The organism is Halioxenophilus sp. WMMB6, assembly GCF_033283405.1.
Taxonomy (GTDB): domain Bacteria; phylum Pseudomonadota; class Gammaproteobacteria; order Pseudomonadales; family Cellvibrionaceae; genus Halioxenophilus.
On the sequence record NZ_JAWMQR010000002.1, the window covers coordinates 119,205 to 136,079 of the forward strand.

The 16,875-nt window shown below is 55.6% G+C and carries 14 protein-coding genes; 9 read left to right on the plus strand and 5 right to left on the minus strand.

Translation table 11 applies throughout. The features are described 5' to 3' along the window. Window positions 1-307 precede the first annotated feature (307 nt). Complete coding sequence (locus tag SBL51_RS06315; protein ID WP_317930050.1) at window positions 308-805, minus strand: DUF2165 domain-containing protein; 498 nt, start codon at window positions 803-805, stop codon at window positions 308-310. Between the two features lie 385 nt (window positions 806-1,190). On the opposite strand from SBL51_RS06315, the gene SBL51_RS06320 reads away from it, so the two are divergent. The 7 genes from SBL51_RS06320 (at window position 1,191) to SBL51_RS06350 (ending at window position 9,160) form a co-directional block, all read left to right on the plus strand. Continuing rightward, window positions 1,191-2,537 carry an FAD-binding oxidoreductase gene (locus SBL51_RS06320; protein ID WP_317930051.1) on the plus strand — a complete coding sequence of 449 codons (1,347 nt, stop codon included), beginning with the start codon at window positions 1,191-1,193 and terminating at the stop codon, window positions 2,535-2,537. 24 nt (window positions 2,538-2,561) lie between these two features. After that, the gene (locus SBL51_RS06325; RefSeq protein ID WP_317930052.1) at window positions 2,562-3,803 is read left to right on the plus strand and encodes an amidohydrolase family protein; all 1,242 of its coding nucleotides are present in this window, start codon (window positions 2,562-2,564) and stop codon (window positions 3,801-3,803) included. 2 nt (window positions 3,804-3,805) lie between these two features. Further along, window positions 3,806-4,477, plus strand: coding sequence for a cysteine hydrolase (locus tag SBL51_RS06330; protein WP_317930053.1), 672 nt, complete (start codon window positions 3,806-3,808; stop codon window positions 4,475-4,477). Between the two features lie 7 nt (window positions 4,478-4,484). Further along, window positions 4,485-6,062, plus strand: a complete 1,578-nt coding sequence (locus SBL51_RS06335) for a hypothetical protein (RefSeq protein WP_317930054.1) — start codon at window positions 4,485-4,487, stop codon at window positions 6,060-6,062. Further along, the gene (locus SBL51_RS06340) at window positions 6,055-6,252 is read left to right on the plus strand and encodes an AtzG-like protein (RefSeq protein ID WP_317930055.1); all 198 of its coding nucleotides are present in this window, start codon (window positions 6,055-6,057) and stop codon (window positions 6,250-6,252) included. Before SBL51_RS06335 ends, SBL51_RS06340 begins: the two co-directional genes overlap by 8 nt. After that, the gene (locus SBL51_RS06345) at window positions 6,253-7,662 is read left to right on the plus strand and encodes an AtzE family amidohydrolase (protein WP_317930056.1); all 1,410 of its coding nucleotides are present in this window, start codon (window positions 6,253-6,255) and stop codon (window positions 7,660-7,662) included. 160 nt (window positions 7,663-7,822) lie between these two features. Beyond that, window positions 7,823-9,160, plus strand: coding sequence for an MFS transporter (locus SBL51_RS06350; protein WP_317930057.1), 1,338 nt, complete (start codon window positions 7,823-7,825; stop codon window positions 9,158-9,160). A gap of 44 nt (window positions 9,161-9,204) precedes the next feature. Here SBL51_RS06350 and SBL51_RS06355 read toward each other — a convergent pair whose 3' ends face one another. The 3 genes from SBL51_RS06355 to SBL51_RS06365 form a co-directional block, all read right to left on the minus strand. Continuing rightward, the gene (locus SBL51_RS06355) at window positions 9,205-10,647 is read right to left on the minus strand and encodes an amidohydrolase family protein (RefSeq protein ID WP_317930058.1); all 1,443 of its coding nucleotides are present in this window, start codon (window positions 10,645-10,647) and stop codon (window positions 9,205-9,207) included. 92 nt (window positions 10,648-10,739) lie between these two features. Beyond that, window positions 10,740-11,894: a HupE/UreJ family protein gene (locus SBL51_RS06360; RefSeq protein ID WP_317930059.1), complete on the minus strand. Its 1,155-nt coding sequence runs from the start codon at window positions 11,892-11,894 to the stop codon at window positions 10,740-10,742. Between the two features lie 47 nt (window positions 11,895-11,941). Beyond that, window positions 11,942-13,858: an adenine deaminase C-terminal domain-containing protein gene (locus SBL51_RS06365; protein ID WP_317930060.1), complete on the minus strand. Its 1,917-nt coding sequence runs from the start codon at window positions 13,856-13,858 to the stop codon at window positions 11,942-11,944. A gap of 240 nt (window positions 13,859-14,098) precedes the next feature. Here SBL51_RS06365 and SBL51_RS06370 point away from each other — a divergent pair, with 240 nt between their 5' ends. Beyond that, window positions 14,099-15,481: an amidohydrolase family protein gene (locus SBL51_RS06370; protein WP_317930061.1), complete on the plus strand. Its 1,383-nt coding sequence runs from the start codon at window positions 14,099-14,101 to the stop codon at window positions 15,479-15,481. 101 nt (window positions 15,482-15,582) lie between these two features. On the opposite strand, the gene SBL51_RS06375 is transcribed toward SBL51_RS06370, so the two are convergent. Continuing rightward, window positions 15,583-16,389: a creatininase family protein gene (locus tag SBL51_RS06375; protein ID WP_317930062.1), complete on the minus strand. Its 807-nt coding sequence runs from the start codon at window positions 16,387-16,389 to the stop codon at window positions 15,583-15,585. Between the two features lie 18 nt (window positions 16,390-16,407). Here SBL51_RS06375 and SBL51_RS06380 point away from each other — a divergent pair, with 18 nt between their 5' ends. Then, window positions 16,408-16,803 carry a RidA family protein gene (locus tag SBL51_RS06380; RefSeq protein WP_317930063.1) on the plus strand — a complete coding sequence of 132 codons (396 nt, stop codon included), beginning with the start codon at window positions 16,408-16,410 and terminating at the stop codon, window positions 16,801-16,803. Window positions 16,804-16,875 lie beyond the last annotated feature (72 nt).

The window sequence follows — 16,875 nt, forward strand, 5'->3', positions numbered from 1 at the left end:
GCAAAATGAGCGGGCTCCTGCCCTTGTTCTATGAAGTAAATAAATCGTCCTGATTTTTTTACTTACGCTTCGCGAAAAGCTGGCACAGACGCGTCGGTCTGCTGGCTTTCGCTGCGCTCCCATTTTGCCTACCGGCAAAATGAGCGGGCTCCTGCCCTTGTACTATGAAGTAAATAAATCGTCCTGATTTTTTTACTTACGCTTCGCGAAAAGCTGGCACAGACGCGTCGGTCTGCTGGCTTTCACTTCGCTCCCATTTTGCCTACCGGCAAAATGATCGGGCTCCTGCCCTCTCGTTATTACAGGTTCAGTTCTCTTCGGCCGGCTCCGGGGTGTGTAGGAACAGGAGCACGGCAAATATGATTACGATAAACCGGAAAGCGGCGGATTGGCCGTTCCAGCTGGGGCTCTGCCACATCAGGAACCACTCGGCACCCACGGTCATAAAGCCGGTAAACCAGAGGGTGATACCCAGCACTAAACCCAGGGTGGCCACCTGCTTGGCGGCAGCAAAGCTGGCATTGGCACCCCGCCCGAACCAGAGCTTGGTGGCGGCGAAAAGGCAGATAATACCAGTTGCGCCCTCAAAAGCGATAATTATCCAGTAGGCAAAATGGTGGAATGCCGGCAGGCCGATGGCCCGCCACATGGCGGCATTGCCTTCGAAAGTGGTATCCATCATCAGCACATGCTGCACAAAGTTAAAGTTGGAGTAGTAATCGGTAATATTGTTAAAGGCCACCAGGGTGGCAAACAGGCCCACTTGTGCAACCAGCACGGCCTTGGCAATTCTCAGGTAGTTCATGCGCGACTCGACATCCACTTTCGTAATGCACCTTCCATAGCAACTTTAATACCGACACTCACACAAAATCGTCCAAACGGTCAAAATTTATCACGCAAGCCGAGCTGGTGTGGTGGTGCTGGTCGGCGCAGCCCCTGAGAGCGGCTTTTAGTCTATGCCAAAGAGAACTACCAAGCACCAAAGATGACACTCCCGCCGGCAAATGCACAGTAAAAGACCACATTTAGTGCCGTTACTGGCCATCCTTACCCAACCGGCGCCTCAACCACCCACCTGGAACGGCTTTTGTAGCCGTTCGGCCGCCCACACAACCGTTTTACTGAAAGATAATAGACGGCATATATATTGCTGGCCAATCAGTCAGGTTTTTCAACAAGATAGGCTCATGACCACTAACACGCTTAAATCCGATATCACCGCCATCGTTGGTGATGCCAATATCACCTTTGAAGCCGCCGCCTTGGCCTCAGGCTCCAAAGACAGCTTCCATTTCTCGCCAGTGCTACTGGAGGATCTCGACGGCAAATCCGCTGATCTCATTGTTCGGCCAGAGACCCAAGCGCAGCTGGTTGAAATTGTGCGCTATGCCGTCGCCAACCGAATCCCCATTACCCCCCGAGGCGCCGGCACCGGCAACTATGGCCAGGGGGTACCCATGCAGGGCGGCATACTGGTCAACACCAAGAAGCTGAACCGAATAATCGAACTGACCAGCGACTACGCCCGCGTCGAGTGCGGCACGGTGCTCTGGCAAATAGAGAAACAAGCCGCCCAGGTAGGCGCGGAGCTGCGCATATTCCCGAGCACCATGCCCACCTCCAGTTCGGCCGGATTTATCACTGGTGGTTCCGGCGGCGTGGGCTCCATCACCTGGGGAATGCTGTCGGACAACAACAATGTGCGCGCGGTTAAGGCGCTCACCATCGAAGCCGAGCCGCAGGTGCTTGAGCTCACCACCCCGGAGGAGATTCGGGATGTGCTGCACAACTGCGGTGTCACTGCCTTTGTCACGGAAGTGGAATTTGCCCTCGCCCCCAAAACCCAATGGCATCAATACGCCTTTGCTTTCGATGATCTCTACAGCGCCCTCGCCGCCGGTGAAAAGTTGGCACACAATACGCACATACTTAAACGCCTGTGCAGCGTCTTTGAGTGGCCAATCCCCTCGTTCTTTTTACCACTGGTAAAGAAAGAGGCCTGCCCGGAGGGTAAAGCCCTGCTGCTGTTGATGTGCAACCTGGAACCGAGTGAATTGGTGGCACAGCTGGGTGACTTCGATGGTCGGTTGACCTTTCATGCCCCGCCGGTGGAAGAGAGCGGCCGCGGTTTTCAGATATATGATTTCACCTGGAACCACACCACCATGTGGGCCATGAAAACAGACAAGCAGTACACCTATCTGCAGGACTCGTTCGACAAGGACAACTACATGGAGCAGCTTCGAGCCCGCAAGGCCAAGTATGGCGACCAAGTGTTAACCCACGTTGAGTTTCTGCAGTCCAACGGTGAAATTCGCCCGGGAGGCCTGAGCCTGGTGCATTACCAGAGCCGGGAACAGCTGTTTGGTTTGATCGACTACTGCGAATCGATCGGCATGCGGATCTCCAATCCGCACACCCACTTTCTGGATGCCGATATTCGCTGGTATGGCGACTACCTGCTGGCCGCCCGCAAGCGCTGGGATCCGAACAGCCTGTTAAACCCCGGCCATTTGCGGGCGCTGGAAGAGTAAATTTTCTCAAGTTGAGTACGCAAGATGAGCAATGGCGCAGGCGGGCAACACGCCATCACAAAAATATGGAACGCCAAGCTCAGCAATGAGCCCGGCTGGAGCCACATCGAGATCGTCGACGGCACCATCGCCAGTCTAACCACCAGCAACACCCTGGCCGATGCACCGGAAGCCCCCGGCCAACTCAACGCGGCTGGCCGGGTAGTGCTGCCTGGCCTGATCGATGCCCACACCCATATCGATAAAAATTTCAGCCCAGTGGCCAACACAGCTGGCACACTCGCTGGTGCTATCGAGGCCATGGCCGAGTACAAACAGCAACGCACACTGGTTGAGGTCTCGGCGAAGGCGGAACAGGCCCTGCAACAGGCCATCAGCCACGGCGTCTGTCTGCTGCGCAGCCATTTTGATCTGGGCAGTTTTTCCGACCTCGATATTCTGGCCGCGCTGGTAGATCTTAAAGAGCGCTATCAAAATCGAATCGACCTGCACATCACCGCCATGGGGCCCACCGAGACCCGCGACAACATTATTCTAATGCGCGAAGCGCTGGCGCTCGGCGCCGATTATATCGGTGGCGTACCGGCACTCACCGGCAACCCCTTCCAGGCTATCAACCACGCAGTGGAGTTGGCCCTGGAGTTGGACAAAGGGCTCGATCTGCACATCGACGAAAAAGAGGGCACCGAATTTCTCACCCTGGAGATGCTGGCTGACCTCTGCCTGGCCTGTAATTTTCAACTGCCCGTGGTCGCCAGCCACTGTGTCAGCCTCGCCTTTTTACCGGAGGCGGCCCGCGATGCCTTAATAGAAAAGGTGGTCGCAGCCAACATTGCAATTATCGGCCTGCCGGTTTGCAACCTGAATTTAATGAGCCGCCAGCTCTGGCCCGCTGCACGCGGCATCACCCCCATTAAACGGCTGCAGCAACTGGGCGCCACCGTCTGTGTGGCCTCCGATAACGTGCAGGACCCATTCAACCCGTTTGGCAATTACGATCCGTTATTGGCCAGCCATATCGCCTGTATCGCCGGCCAGCTGACCGCCACCGAAGAGCTGCATAACGCCGTAGACCTGGTGACCAACAACCCGGCCAAGGCCTTCGCTCTAGCCAATTACGGCATTGCCCCCGGCAACCCCGCCAGCCTGGTGATCACCAATGCCGAGAGTTACGAGCACTGCAACCGCACCCTGCCTGCCCGCCTGGCCACCGTCTTTAAGGGCAACCTGGTTTATCAAAAGGAAATTATTGAGCACTGGTTTTAACTATGAAAATTACCGTACCAGCCAAACCCTACCCGGCGGAGATCGACCTCACCGAAACCGCCGTGGTCATTATCGATATGCAGAAGGATTTTATTCTCCCCGGCGGTTTTGGCGAATCCCTGGGCAATGACGTCGCCCTGTTGGGCGCCGCCGTACCCCCCTGTGAGGAGCTGTTGGCCCTCGCTCGCGCCAACAATCTGTTGGTGATTCACACACGCGAAGGGCACCGGGGCGATTTAAGTGATGTCTTTCCCGCTAAATTGGAACGCTGTAAACCGAGTTGCAAAATCGGCGACCCGGGCCCCATGGGCCGCATTTTAATTCGCGGCGAAGATGGCCACGACTTTGTCGACTCTCTCAAGCCCCTGGCCAATGAGGTGGTGATCGAAAAGCCGGGTAAGGGCGCCTTCTACTCCACCGAGCTGGATCTGATATTACGGCGCCACCATATTAAAAATCTGTTGGTCGCCGGCGTCACCACCGAGGTCTGCGTCAGCTCCACCATTCGCGAAGCCAACGACCGCGGCTACAACTGTGTGGTGGTGGACGAGTGCTGCGGCTCCTATTTTCCCGAATTTCATCGCGTCGCCCTGGAGATGGTCGCCGCACAGGGTGGTATTTTTGGCTTTGTCTGCCAGCTCACCGATTTAACCGCAGCCATCAACAAGGATTGATAAACCTATGAGCAGCGCAACCTTTAAACCCGCCCTCTGGCACAAAGGCGATTGGAACGCCTATTTCGGCTTTGGTACCAATATTCTGGTCAACATGCTGGTACTCACCAGCCTGCTGCGCTACGTGGTAAAAATGCCCGACGAACTGGTGTTCGGCCGTATATTACCGGCCACCGGTTTAATGCTGCTGCTCTCCACCGCCTACTACGCCTGGCTCGGCTACCGACTTGCCCAAAAAGAGGGGCGCAACAATGTTTGCGCGCTGCCCTCGGGTATCGGCGTCGGCCATATGTTTATCGTTATTTTTGTCATTATGCTGCCCATTCTGGATAAAACCGGCGATCCAGTAAAAGCCTGGGAAGCGGGCCTGGCCTGGGTATTTATCCAAAGTGTGATTTTAATGTTGGGCGGCTATCTCGCCCCCTATGTTCGTAAAATCACGCCGCGCGGTGCTCTGCTGGGCACCCTGGCGGGGGTCTCCATCACCTTTATCGCCATGCGCCCGGCCATGGAGATCTACACCACGCCGTTAATCGGTGTGGTCTGTTTTGCCTTTGTACTGGCCAGCTGGTTTGGCAATGTGCGTTTTCCCCTGGGGCTACCAGCCGGCCTGATCGCCATTTTGTTTGGTACCGCTTTCGCCTGGGGCAGCCAACTGTTTGGTTACAACCCGGCGCACATGGATGCCAACGGCATAGTTGCAGCGTTAACCGACTTTGGTTTTTCGCTACCCATTCCCGCCTTCGGCCACGTCTTCAGCGGTTTTGAATTTATCGGCATTCTGTTAGTAACGGCCATCCCCTTCGGCATTGCCGATCTGGTCGAGGCGATGAACAACTGTGAAAGTGCCGAAGCCGCCGGCGATAAATACCCAACCCACCGCGTGGTCACCGCCGATGGCGTGGTGAGCATGATCGGCTGCCTGATGGGCAACCCATTTATCAATGCCGTTTACATTGGCCACCCGGGCTGGAAATCGATGGGCGGCCGCTTCGGCTACTCGCTGGCCACCGGCTTAACCATTTTTGTGTTGAGCGTGTTTGGCCTGCTCTCTATGATTTTGCAGATTATCCCGGTGGTGGCAATTCTGCCAATTCTGCTCTACATCGGCATGCTGATTGGTGCCCAGGCGTTTCAGGAGTCACCCAAATCCCACGCCCCGGCGATTATTCTGGCGTTAATTCCGCACCTGGCGGCGTGGGCACTCAATTTAATCAACAGCGCCCTGGGTGCTGCCGGCACCAGCCTGGCGGCGATTGACCCCGCCGCTCTGGCCAACAGCGGTATCTTGATTCACGGCTTAGAGACCCTCGCCGGCGGCGCGATTTTGAGTGGTTTGATTCTCGCCGCCATCTCAATTTTTATTATCGAAAAAGATCTCTTTAAAGCCATGCTCTTCTCCCTGGCCGGTTCGGTGTTGAGCTTCTTTGGTTTTATGCACGCCGAGAGTGTTGGTGTAGGTGTGGCCCTCACCCCCGCTATCGCCTACCTGGTGGTGGCCGGCTTTCTATTGCTGATGAAATTTGCCCACCAAGCCAAACAACATGAGCCGGTAGCCGCCGAACTGGGAGCCGAAAATGAGTAACCCTTTTGATCTCGACGCCTATTACGAACTGATGAAAACATTGGTGGATATTCCCATTCAAGCGGAGTGGGAAGCGGTAATTAAAATGCACCTGGCCACGGCCGCCAAGATGGCCGCCATCATCGAAGCGGCACCGGTCGACCCCAACAGTCTGGAGCTGGCCAGCGTCTTCCACCCGGGAGGAGCCTAAATGTTTAGCTTACAAGCCGCCAGCAGCGCGGCCGAAATCGCCAGCGCGGTAAAAGCACAACAGATTACCGCGCAGGCGGTGATAGAGTTTTTTCTCGAGCGTATCGCACGCCACAACCCAACACTGAATGCCTTTACCGAGGTGCTCACCGAGCGGGCCTTGGCCACCGCCGCCGCCATTGATAAAAAGATTGCCGCCGGCATCAATCCAGGTGCACTGGCGGGCGTGCCTTTCTCGGTAAAAAATCTGTTCGATGTCGCTGGCATCACCACCCTGGCCGGGTCAAAAATTAATCGCAGTAATACCCCGGCCAGCCGCGATGCGGTATTAATCGAACGATTGGAGGCCGAAGGCGCAATTTTAGTGGGCGCGGTAACCATGGGCGAATACGCCTACGACTTCACCGGTGAAAACGCCCACTACGGCAACTGCCACAACCCCTGGGATACCAGCCGTATGAGCGGTGGTTCCAGCTCCGGCTCCGGCGCCTGCGTCGGCGGTATGCTGGCCCCCCTATCGCTCGGCTCCGACACCAACGGCTCCATCCGTGTACCCTCGTCTCTGTGTGGTTTGGTGGGGCTGAAGCCCACCTACGGCCGCCTGCCGCGCACCCGCAGTTTTCCCTTTTGCGACAGCCTCGATCACCTTGGGCCATTGGCGCGCAGCGTCACCGACCTCGCCCTCAGCTTCGACGCCATGCAGGGTTATGATGCCGGTGACCACGGCTGTGCCGACCGGTCACCGGTCGCCACCCTGGCAACACTGAACGATGGTATCGAAGGGCTCACCATTAAAAAGGCGGCGGGCTATTTTGACTGCCAGGATTTCCCCCAGGCCGAACAGGCGCTGGCAAAAATCAGTGCCGCACTGGGCGCTACCGAATCGATTGCCGTACCGGGCGCGAAAGAGGGGCGCTCCGCCGCCTACTTAATCACTAATGCCGAGAGCAGTCGCCTGCATCTGCCGCGCCTGCAAACGCAGCCGGAAAATTTCGACCACGATACCCGCGACCGCTTTATCGCCGGCACCATGCTGCCCGCGTTGTGGACCACCCGCGCCCATCAGGTGCGCCACTGGTATCTGCAACAGGTGCTGAACATGTTTCAGGAGGTGGATGTTATTCTGGCGCCGGCCACCCCCTGCGTGGCTCCGAAAATTGGCGAAAAAATTCTGCGTATTGGCGGTGAAGATCTGCCCCTGCGACCGAACCTTGGTTATTTCACTCAACCCATCTCGGCCATTGGTCTGCCCGTTTGTGTAGTACCAACCATCGATGATGATTCCCATCTGCCAATTGGGGTGCAGATTATTGCTGCACCCTGGCGTGAAGACCTCTGTCTTCGCGTAGCAAAAGTCTTGGAAGAGAAAGGCTACACCGTGCTCGAGGCAGGCGCTTTTGGTAACGATTAACCCGGCGTTAGTTGTTGTTGAGTTAATCGCGGCAAAGGGTGTTGCCGCTTAGGTCGAAGACCATTACCAGCCCCACAGATACTGGCAAACCACCCGCCAGGTTGGGGCATCTATTGCTGGCGATAGGAGATCGCCTGCGATGCCTGGCTAGTTGAAGTTTATGTCTCGAAAATTATTGCTTGGAATTATGCTGGTGATCGGCGTGCACGCGTTTGATGAACTGGTACTGGTTATCTCACTGCCCTCGATTGCCCCCCAGCTCGGTTTGCAGGAGACCTACGGCCTGACCATCGCCGCCTATATTTTAGCGGCGATCACCGGCATGAGTTGGTCCGGCCGGTTGATCGACAGCCTCGGCCCACAACGGGTGCTGGCGTTCGCGCTCATCGTATTTAGCAGTGGTATTGTGCTATCGATCATCGCCTGGAACAGCCACTCGTTTATTTTCGCCCGTACCCTGCAGGGCTTTGGTGGTGGCATAGGTAACACCTGCGCCTTTGCCTTGATTAATCTGCTCAATACCGGTCGTAATCGCGGCCACGCGGTAATGGCTATTGACCTCTCCTGGGTGGTGCCCTCAGTGGCGGCGCCCTTGATTGGTGGTCTGCTGGTCGACCACCTCAGCTGGCGCGCGATTTTTATTCTGCAAATACCCATTATTGCCACCATCGCCTGGCTATTGCTGCCCAACCTCGGCCACCTCAATCGCCAGCAACCACTGCCCAGCCTGCGCAATTTTATCGATGCCCTGCGCGTCGCCTTCGGTACCGGGCTCTTTTTATACCTGGTCGCACAACCGCTCAGTTGGTTGTGGCTGGCAATAATTCTTGCCGGTTTTATTATGCTGCCCGCCTTTAACCGGGTAATGCCCCAGCTTTGGTGGAAAGGCGGCACGCCGCTAGCGCTGCCAATTTTGGTGGGGCTGTTAAGCTTTACTGCCTTTTACGGCATGGAGGCCTATCAACCACTCTTTTTAATTGACTACGCCGGCCTCTCCACCAGCCACGCCGGGTTTATTGTCACCTTTGCCAGTGTCAGCTGGTTATTCGGTTCGCACTGCTCGGCCAGAATTTATCCGCGCCTGTCGCGTCTGCAGTTGATGACACTGGGTAACTCACTCCTGCTGGCGGGTATCACCTGCCTGGGGTTTATTTCCCTCTCGGAATGGGCTATCGGTTGGATGTACCCCAGCTGGGCGCTGGCAGGCCTTGGCATGGGCTTTACCTTTAATGCCTCGCGCACTTCGGCCATGGAGAACACACCACCCAATCAGGAGGGCTTTGTCGCCACGGCGTTGACTCTGGCCTCCAATATGGGCATTGGCTTAAGTTCCGGTATTGGCGGGGCGATAAAAAACCAGGTGTTTGCCGGTGCTGGCGATATGCGGCAGGTGCTTTTGTGGGTGGTGGCCTTGGGCTTTTGCGTGGTGCTGTTCAATCTGTCTATGATGGTCCGCCGCGCCCGCGGCTTCTCACAGAAGCCAGCCCGGCAGCCCTAATTAAGTTATCGGGCTGCTGGCTGGAACTAGCTGAAAATACCGCGCTATTCGGCGGTGTCGGCCACCTGCTGAATGCGGGTGACGCGCTGGTCTATCTCTTTGCGTACCTTTTTCTCATCAAAGGTAAGCAGGTGGGTGCCATCGGCCACCTGCTTACCCCCTACCCAAACCTGTTTTAAATTGCGCAGGCTGGAGGCCAAAACATAGGAGGCCAATGGTTCGTAAATGGGGCCAGTATCCGGGTCGCGTAGGTCGACCACAATAAAGTCGGCAAATTTACCCGGCTCCAAACTGCCAACATCTTTATCGATACCCAACACCTTGGCGCTGCCTAAGGTGTGCAGGTAGAGCATATCCTGAATGGATAAGACATCGGACTTCTTGTAAAGACCACGCATGGTGTACAACCCGATACGCAAATTTTGAAAAGGGTCGCTGACGTCGGTGCAACTTTGATCGTCGAGCCCCACGGCAACGGGAATTCCCAACTCACGATACTTCACCACATCGGCAATGCCATCGGCCAGGCGGCCATTGGAGGTGGGTTGCCAACTCATTTTTGCGCCGGTCTCCACCACCTTTTGCAAAATGTAATCGTTGGTGTGAATAAAATGGCCAAAAATAAAATCTGGCCCTAACACGCCGGCATCAAGATACCAGTCAAACTTTTTCTGCTGCTCCTCAACCGCACTTGGACTCTCTAGAAAGTGGCTCTGATTGATGACTCCAAACTCGTGCATCACCGTCCCTTCCAGCTTGGCGGTGCGATTGGTGGGATTAAACTGCTGGGCACCAGAGACCGCCATCTTTAAAAACAGCGGGTTCTCGGCCATCAATGGCTTGGCAAAATCGTACACCGCCTGATAGCGCGCAATAATCTCCTCGTCGCTGCCCACCTCCGACAACCACGGGCTGTTAATAAAACGCAGGCCGGCATCAAGCTTGGCTTTTATCTGATTCTCTTCAAACGGGCCAGGTTTGATAAAGGTCGGCGCTACCGCGGTACTGGGATCATCGGAGAGACGGTCCACCGCTGGTGGATAGGTAAAATCGTAGGCGGTGGTAATACCGTTGCGTAAAAAGTCGAGACTGCCGTGCAGGGTAAACCAGTAGATATCGTCGGCATTGGTGTGGCGCAGGTAGTAGTCCCAGGCTTTAAACCAGCCATAGAGGTTTTGATCGTGGCCAAGGCCGCGCAACGGGCTCATATAGATATGGCTGTGGGCGGAAATAAAACCCGGGGCCACCACGGCGCCCGCCAGGTCGATCACCTTTTTGGCCGACACTGCCGGTGGTTCACCCGCCGCCACCGCCACTATTCGGCCATCGTCCGCCACCGTCATATAACCGAGGAAGGCATCGGGTTGATCCTCGGCGACGGTAATTAGCGTGGCATTTTTAACCAGCAGTGCCACCGACTCCTTGGCCAGCACCGGCTCGGTTAAAAATACGGCCACTAACAATAAAATTCGCCAGTGTTTGTTCATACGGGTTACCTCTTTATAACTGTTAGCGGCCGTTAGTGCGCGGATTACGGCCATCAGCGCGAATTTTTTATCAGCGGTATTGAGGTTGGCAATTAGGCCAGCACTCTTAACAGCACCCAAGCCAAACCGAGCGAGGTAATGCCAAGTCCCAAGCCGGTTTTAATATCGTCCAGGTTCCACTTACAGCGCACAAACAACCAGGTAAGGAGCGCACCGATCAACACCACGCTTAATTGGCCAACCTCGATGCCGGAATTAAACAGCAACAGCGCCAGAATCGTCTGATCCACCGGCAAGCCCAGTTCCGAGAGGGCACCGGCAAAACCGAGGCCGTGCACCAGGCCAAACAGAAACACCCACACAAAGCGCAGCCAACCGGTGGGCCTGTGGCGAATTAACTCGAATCCGGCCCAGGCGATGGAGAGCGCAATCAATGGTTCAACAATGGCGCCGGGCATACGCACCACGCCGTAGGTACTCACCACCAAGGTGAGGCAGTGAGCGACGGTAAACACCGAGAGCAGCGAAACCAACGACTTCAACCGCATACGGCAAAACGCCAGGGCAAAAACAAACAGCAGGTGATCCACCCCCCAGGGCAGAATATGTTTAAACCCCTGGGTGAAGTAGAACTGCCAGGCGAGAGATTGCTCCTCAGTGGCGCCAGCAGACGTTGTCGAGCCGGAAAAGTTGAGCCTTGGGCTCGACTGCATGGCAATCAGCCAACGGGTTTTACCAAACTCCTGCTGGGCCTGCTGCAAGGTGAGCGAGATCGGTTCTTCGAAAACAAAATCGGGTAGAAAAACCACCGACAAGGCACGGCTGGCCGGCGGCAGTTGCTGTCGGGCAGTCAGGGTGACCTTGGGCCACTTTAGTGGGTCGAGATAGTCGGCGTGGCTGGCATCGGCAAAGGCGAGCTGCCAATCCCGCCAGAGGCTGGCGTCATTGCGTACCTCAGTGGCGCCACTCTCATCCTCCAGTTGCAGCTGAATAGCCGCCAGTGCCTGCTGCACAATGTTTTTTAACTCTGCGTCAGTCAGGGGCTCTGGCCGCAGGCTGGCCTGGTAGTAGGCCGAGCGATCAGGAAAATAACGGGAGGGGTCGAGCTGCAGAGTCAGCTCGGCGACATTGGCCTCGGTGACCAGGATTTTCGCTTCCGTCATATTGAGCAGATGCGCCTGCGCCGTGCTGGCCCACAGCACCAGTGACGCCTGCCAACAGCGGGGCAGAGTCTGCCAACAAACCACTGACATCGCCCGCAAACAATACCGGGCAGCTCCTGCCAAATCGCCCATTACCAAACAACCGGATGCGTTTCACCCGTGGTGACATTAACAAAACCGCCCGGGTTCTCCTCATACGGGGCCACCAGCTGCCACTTCCAGGGTGAGGCGGTTAAAAAGGCAAAGCGCATACGATCGGGCAGGCCGGGGCTGGTTAACCACTGCAGGGTGTCGGCGGCATCGTGCAGGGCTTCCACCTCAGCCGCCACCTCCGCCACTGGCCGTTGCGAGACCAAACCAGCAATCTCCAGCTGTACCTTGGCAACCACCTTGCCCTCTTTCACCAATACCCAGCCGCCCTGCATACCGGCCACGGTATTGGCGGCCAGTGCCATCGCCTGATCATCGTTACCCAGCACCCAGATATTGTGGATATCGTGCATCTGCGAACTGGCCAGTGCCGAACCCGCTGTTACCGGGCCAACATTTTGCCAAAACATTTTCGAGACCGCCGCCGTGCCGTGGTAGCGATCGATCACCGCCACCTTGTTGATACCCAGGTCCGGCCGGGCCTCTACAGTACCCCTGGCCGTGACCGGCAACTCGCCGGTGATGAAATCTGGCTCAAAATAGAAGGGTTGCATCAAGGCCACATTGACACTGGTGCGACCGGCCGGTGCTTTAATGGTGAAGTCGTCGGCGGTTAAAGCGCGGCCGACATTCATGGTCTGTTTCACCCACTCGGGGTAGGTTACCTTGGCAATCGGCAGCAGGTACTCTTTGCCCTTGGAGGCGAGCTGGCCGTTGGCGATAACCTTATCGATCACCACCTTGTCAACATCGGATAAAAACACCAGGTCGGCGTAACGCCCAGGCGCGATAGCACCGACAAGATGGTCGATATGAAAGTGGCGGGCGGTGTTGTAGGAACCCAGGGTGTAGGCGATGGCCGGCTCCACACCGGCTTCGATCGCCGCGCGAATATTAAAATCCATGGAACCCAACTGTTGGGTGGCGTGCACGTCGCGATCGTCGGTGGTGACACTCACGTTCGACCAATCCTTTAACCCCTGCTCCAGTAAATAGGGGAACAGAATTCGAATGGTGTCGACCCGCACCTCCAGAAAAACTCCGCGCCGCAACTTTTCCAACCCCTCCTGCAACTGCTTTACCTCGTGGTCAGAGGATAAACCGGCCGCGGCAAAGGCGTTGATCTCATTAACGCCGGTGAGACCACTGCCATGCCCCTCAACGACACCGCGTAGCTCCCAGGTGGCTTCAATCATCTCCCAGATACGCTCATGGCCTTTAGTGCCGGGAGTGGTCACGGCGGTCCAGTCCATCACTTCTCCCAGTGCCACCACCCGCTGATCACTGGCCAGAAAATCTTTCATCTCCTGATAACCGTAGTAGCCGCCACCCAGCTCGTATTGGGTGGGCGGTGTGGCCGAACCGATCGCGGGAAAGATTTTTAGCGGGCTGCCCGCCGCCTCCGCCTTTAACCAGTACTCGGCGTTGTGCTCGCCGATCACATTGGACATCTCGTGGCTGCCCTCCACCGTCCAGGTGTTGCCATAGGGGATCACCAGCGCCGCTTCATACTCCGCTGAGAGGTAGGAACTCTCGATATGTTTGTGGGATTCACCAAAGCCGGGAACCACCGTTTTACCCTCGGCATCGAGTGTTTTCGCCGCCTGGCCCGGCCAGGTGCCGGTGGCACCCACCCAGGCGATGCGCTTGCCGGCAATCACAATATCCTGGGCTGGCAGCCACTCCCGCGTAAAAACATTAAGGATGGTGGCATTGCGAACCAGCAGATCCGCTTCGCGCCGGGCCAGCGCCACCTGCAGCGCCTGTTCGCGCTCCACCAGTTCCGCCTTTAAAGGCCGCTCTTCGGCCTGTGCCCAGTCCGCACCCAGAAACAGCAAGGTCAGCGCAGCTAACCGCCCGCGTGCTGGATAACTAAAAATTTGACTGAGCTTAACCATACGACCACCTCGCTAACCACTATCTGGAAACAATTACGCAACAAAAAATTGCATTGTGATTAACAATGCAATTAGCTTACCTTTTCTGACCAAGCGGCCAATATTTGGATTAAAAATTGCTAAATTAAAAAATACCAAGAAACCCAATTGGCAATGGCTAATTGATACAGACACGAAAACCACACACCCAGCCCAAGCACCACCCGCCTAGCGGCGCTATAACAGCAAGAGATACCCACCATGCTTAACAAAATAAAAGTATTGTTTTCCGCGGCGCTGCTGGCCTGCATGGCAGGCTATGCACAAGCGGAGGTCCTGTTAATTGAAAATGCCACAATATTGACCCTGGCCGCCGGCGAAGACCAAGCCTATAGCGGCTATATCTTGTTTGATGACAATAAAATTCTCGCCGTCGGCGCGGGCGCGTTTAGCGATAGCAAAACCAAGATTGACCAGAGTATCGATGGCAGTGGCAAAATTGTGATGCCGGGGTTTGTCTCTGGCCACAACCACTTGTGGCAGTCGGCTTTTCGCGGAATCGCCGCCGATAAAGAGCTCTACGGCTGGTTGGAGAAACTGCACTTTACCTACGGCAACTCGTTCAGTGATGGTGACTTTTATGCCTTTACCCTGCACGGTGCGTTGGATCAACTGGCCAAGGGCATTACCACCAGCTACAACCACAGCCAGCGGCTCAATGCCAGCGAAGCCCAATATATGGAGTCGCTACAGGCCGAGCTCGACGCAGGCCAGCACTTTATCTTCTCCTACAACACCAACTTACATCAGGACGACAAAGCAATCCGTAACGATGTAAAAGCGCTGGTAGACAAGGGTAAGGAGCTGGTTGGCCACTCGGCCATGCTGGGCGTTTCGCTGCACTCAACCGGTATCTACGCCGGGGAGGATAAATTAAAGCTGGAGATGGAGCTCAGAGAGAAGTATCACTTAACGGCACAAATCCACTACCTGGAAGAGTACAACCGTCGCTTTATTGATCGTAAAAAGTGGCCTATGTTGATGAGTACTAACGCCGTCGCCGACGGTGTCTCTTTTGCCCACTTTATTCAGACCACCGACCAAATATTAATGGATACCGCCAAGCGCGGCGGCGCCATGATCTGGAACCCACTCTCCAATGGTCGCCTCGCCTCCGGTCTCTCCGATATTCCCAAATATCGGGCCATGGGTGTAGCCGTGGGCATGGGCGTTGACGGTGCAGCCAGTGCCGATATTGCCGATCCGTTTGAAAATATGCGCATGGGGATGTACGCCCTGCGTATGCAGGAGCACAACGCCAACGTCATGCTGCCCATCGAAATCTTGCGTCTGCACACCTTAAATACCGCCGAGGTATTAAAAGTAGACGATCAGGTCGGCAGCCTGGAGGTGGGCAAGCAAGCCGATATTCTGGTGATCGATACCAAAACGCCACTCACCGGTGCTATTTTTGATGTACCCGCGCACCTGGTGTTTGCCTGCAACTCGGCCAATATCAGCCAGATTTACGTGGCTGGAAAATTAATGGTGGAGGATGGTGAGGTACTGGGTCAGGATCTCCCGGCTCTGGCAGAGGAGGTGGCGACCCGTGTTGAGCGGATTCGCACTGCGGCGGGAAAATAGCCGCGCCTTGATAGTGATTAACCGCTGCGGATTAGTCATTTTTAGCTAGCCTTCAGGCAACCTGGCCGCCGCCGTTAACTTACGGTTGCGGCCATAAATAACTACCAATCTTCGCGATTTCTTATCCAATCCAGCGGATAGCTGGAGACTTCCGCTAACATCTCTGCCAACGAGTTAATATAGTGGTCGCAATAGAGCTGACCAATTTCCGCGTTGGCTTTGGTGGCATCGCCGGAGCAACCACACTCGTGCAGATCCTGCGCCTGCCAGCCCATGTAGGTACTGCCAATCACCCGCAGCCAGCGGTAACGCTCCTCAACTTTTGCCAACAGCCCTTCGTAGCGTCTGGCTTTTTCCATTTTCACCAGGTCTGGTCTTAAATGGAGCATCATTGAGGTCTCCACCTGGCCGGCATGAATACCAAACTTACGTTCGTCTTCGGGCACTTCCGGCAGATCGGGCTTACCAAAACTCCAACCACTACAGCCCACCACCATCATGTCGTGCTTGATGCGCAACTCACGACAGCAGATCTCCATAATTTGCGGTTGGCCTCCGTGGGCATTGAAGAAGACCAATTTTTTAATACCGGCGCGATTAACGCACTCGCCAATTTCCATCCACGATTTCAACAGGGTCTCTGCCGTATGGGTAAGCACACCGTCAAATTGCAGATGCTCGGTGGATTTACCAATGTGTTGAGTTGGCAAAACCAAAAGGGGGATATCGTCTGGCACCAGGTTTGCTGCCCGACGACTAATCTCTTCGGCAATGGTGGCATCGGTGGAGAGAGGCAGGTGCGGACCATGGGGTTCAATAGCACCCACCGGTAGTAGCGCAACCGTCGTCGACGGGTCAAACTCGCTAAATTGATCGGTGGATAGATCCTGCCACAAAACTATAGACATAACTGGAACACTCTTAAAATGACAAACTTCAAGACCGTCAACCCAACCACCATCCGCGCTCCCTTCGGAAATTACGTGCATGGTATTGAGGCGCCCGCCGGGTCTCGTCTCTTTTTTACTTCGGGCCAGCTTGGCACCGGCAAAGATGATGCCACTCCCGAATCAATCACCGAGCAGGCCACCATCTGTTTTACTAATATTCAAGAAATATTAAAGGCCAACGCACTGACCATGGCCGATGTGGTAAAAGTCACTGCCTATGTCACCAGCCGCGACTATTTCCCAGCCTACATGGCTGTGCGCGATCAATTTCTGCCCCAGCCTGTAGCATCCACACTATTAATTGTGGGCGGCTTTACCCGCCCGGAATTTAAAGTAGAGGTGGAGGTGATCGCCGTGACCAGTGAGATCTAATTCACAGACCAGCATCATTTTTGGCCACTCAGTCAGGTTTATGTGCCACGGATGAGCATTTTTAAATTAAAT

Excerpts from the sequence above, each read along its gene's own strand:
- SBL51_RS06345 (WP_317930056.1), top strand. The coding sequence starts at position 6,253 with ATGTTTAGCTTACAAGCCGCCAGCAGCGCGGCCGAAATCGCCAGCGCG.
- SBL51_RS06340 (WP_317930055.1), top strand. The coding sequence starts at position 6,055 with ATGAGTAACCCTTTTGATCTCGACGCCTATTACGAACTGATGAAAACA.
- SBL51_RS06320 (WP_317930051.1), top strand. The coding sequence starts at position 1,191 with ATGACCACTAACACGCTTAAATCCGATATCACCGCCATCGTTGGTGAT.
- SBL51_RS06350 (WP_317930057.1), top strand. The coding sequence starts at position 7,823 with ATGTCTCGAAAATTATTGCTTGGAATTATGCTGGTGATCGGCGTGCAC.
- SBL51_RS06330 (WP_317930053.1), top strand. The coding sequence starts at position 3,806 with ATGAAAATTACCGTACCAGCCAAACCCTACCCGGCGGAGATCGACCTC.
- SBL51_RS06315 (WP_317930050.1), bottom strand. The coding sequence starts at position 805 with ATGAACTACCTGAGAATTGCCAAGGCCGTGCTGGTTGCACAAGTGGGC.
- SBL51_RS06355 (WP_317930058.1), bottom strand. The coding sequence starts at position 10,647 with ATGAACAAACACTGGCGAATTTTATTGTTAGTGGCCGTATTTTTAACC.
- SBL51_RS06380 (WP_317930063.1), top strand. The coding sequence starts at position 16,408 with ATGACAAACTTCAAGACCGTCAACCCAACCACCATCCGCGCTCCCTTC.
- SBL51_RS06325 (WP_317930052.1), top strand. The coding sequence starts at position 2,562 with ATGAGCAATGGCGCAGGCGGGCAACACGCCATCACAAAAATATGGAAC.
- SBL51_RS06370 (WP_317930061.1), top strand. The coding sequence starts at position 14,099 with ATGCTTAACAAAATAAAAGTATTGTTTTCCGCGGCGCTGCTGGCCTGC.
- SBL51_RS06365 (WP_317930060.1), bottom strand. The coding sequence starts at position 13,858 with ATGGTTAAGCTCAGTCAAATTTTTAGTTATCCAGCACGCGGGCGGTTA.
- SBL51_RS06335 (WP_317930054.1), top strand. The coding sequence starts at position 4,485 with ATGAGCAGCGCAACCTTTAAACCCGCCCTCTGGCACAAAGGCGATTGG.
- SBL51_RS06375 (WP_317930062.1), bottom strand. The coding sequence starts at position 16,389 with ATGTCTATAGTTTTGTGGCAGGATCTATCCACCGATCAATTTAGCGAG.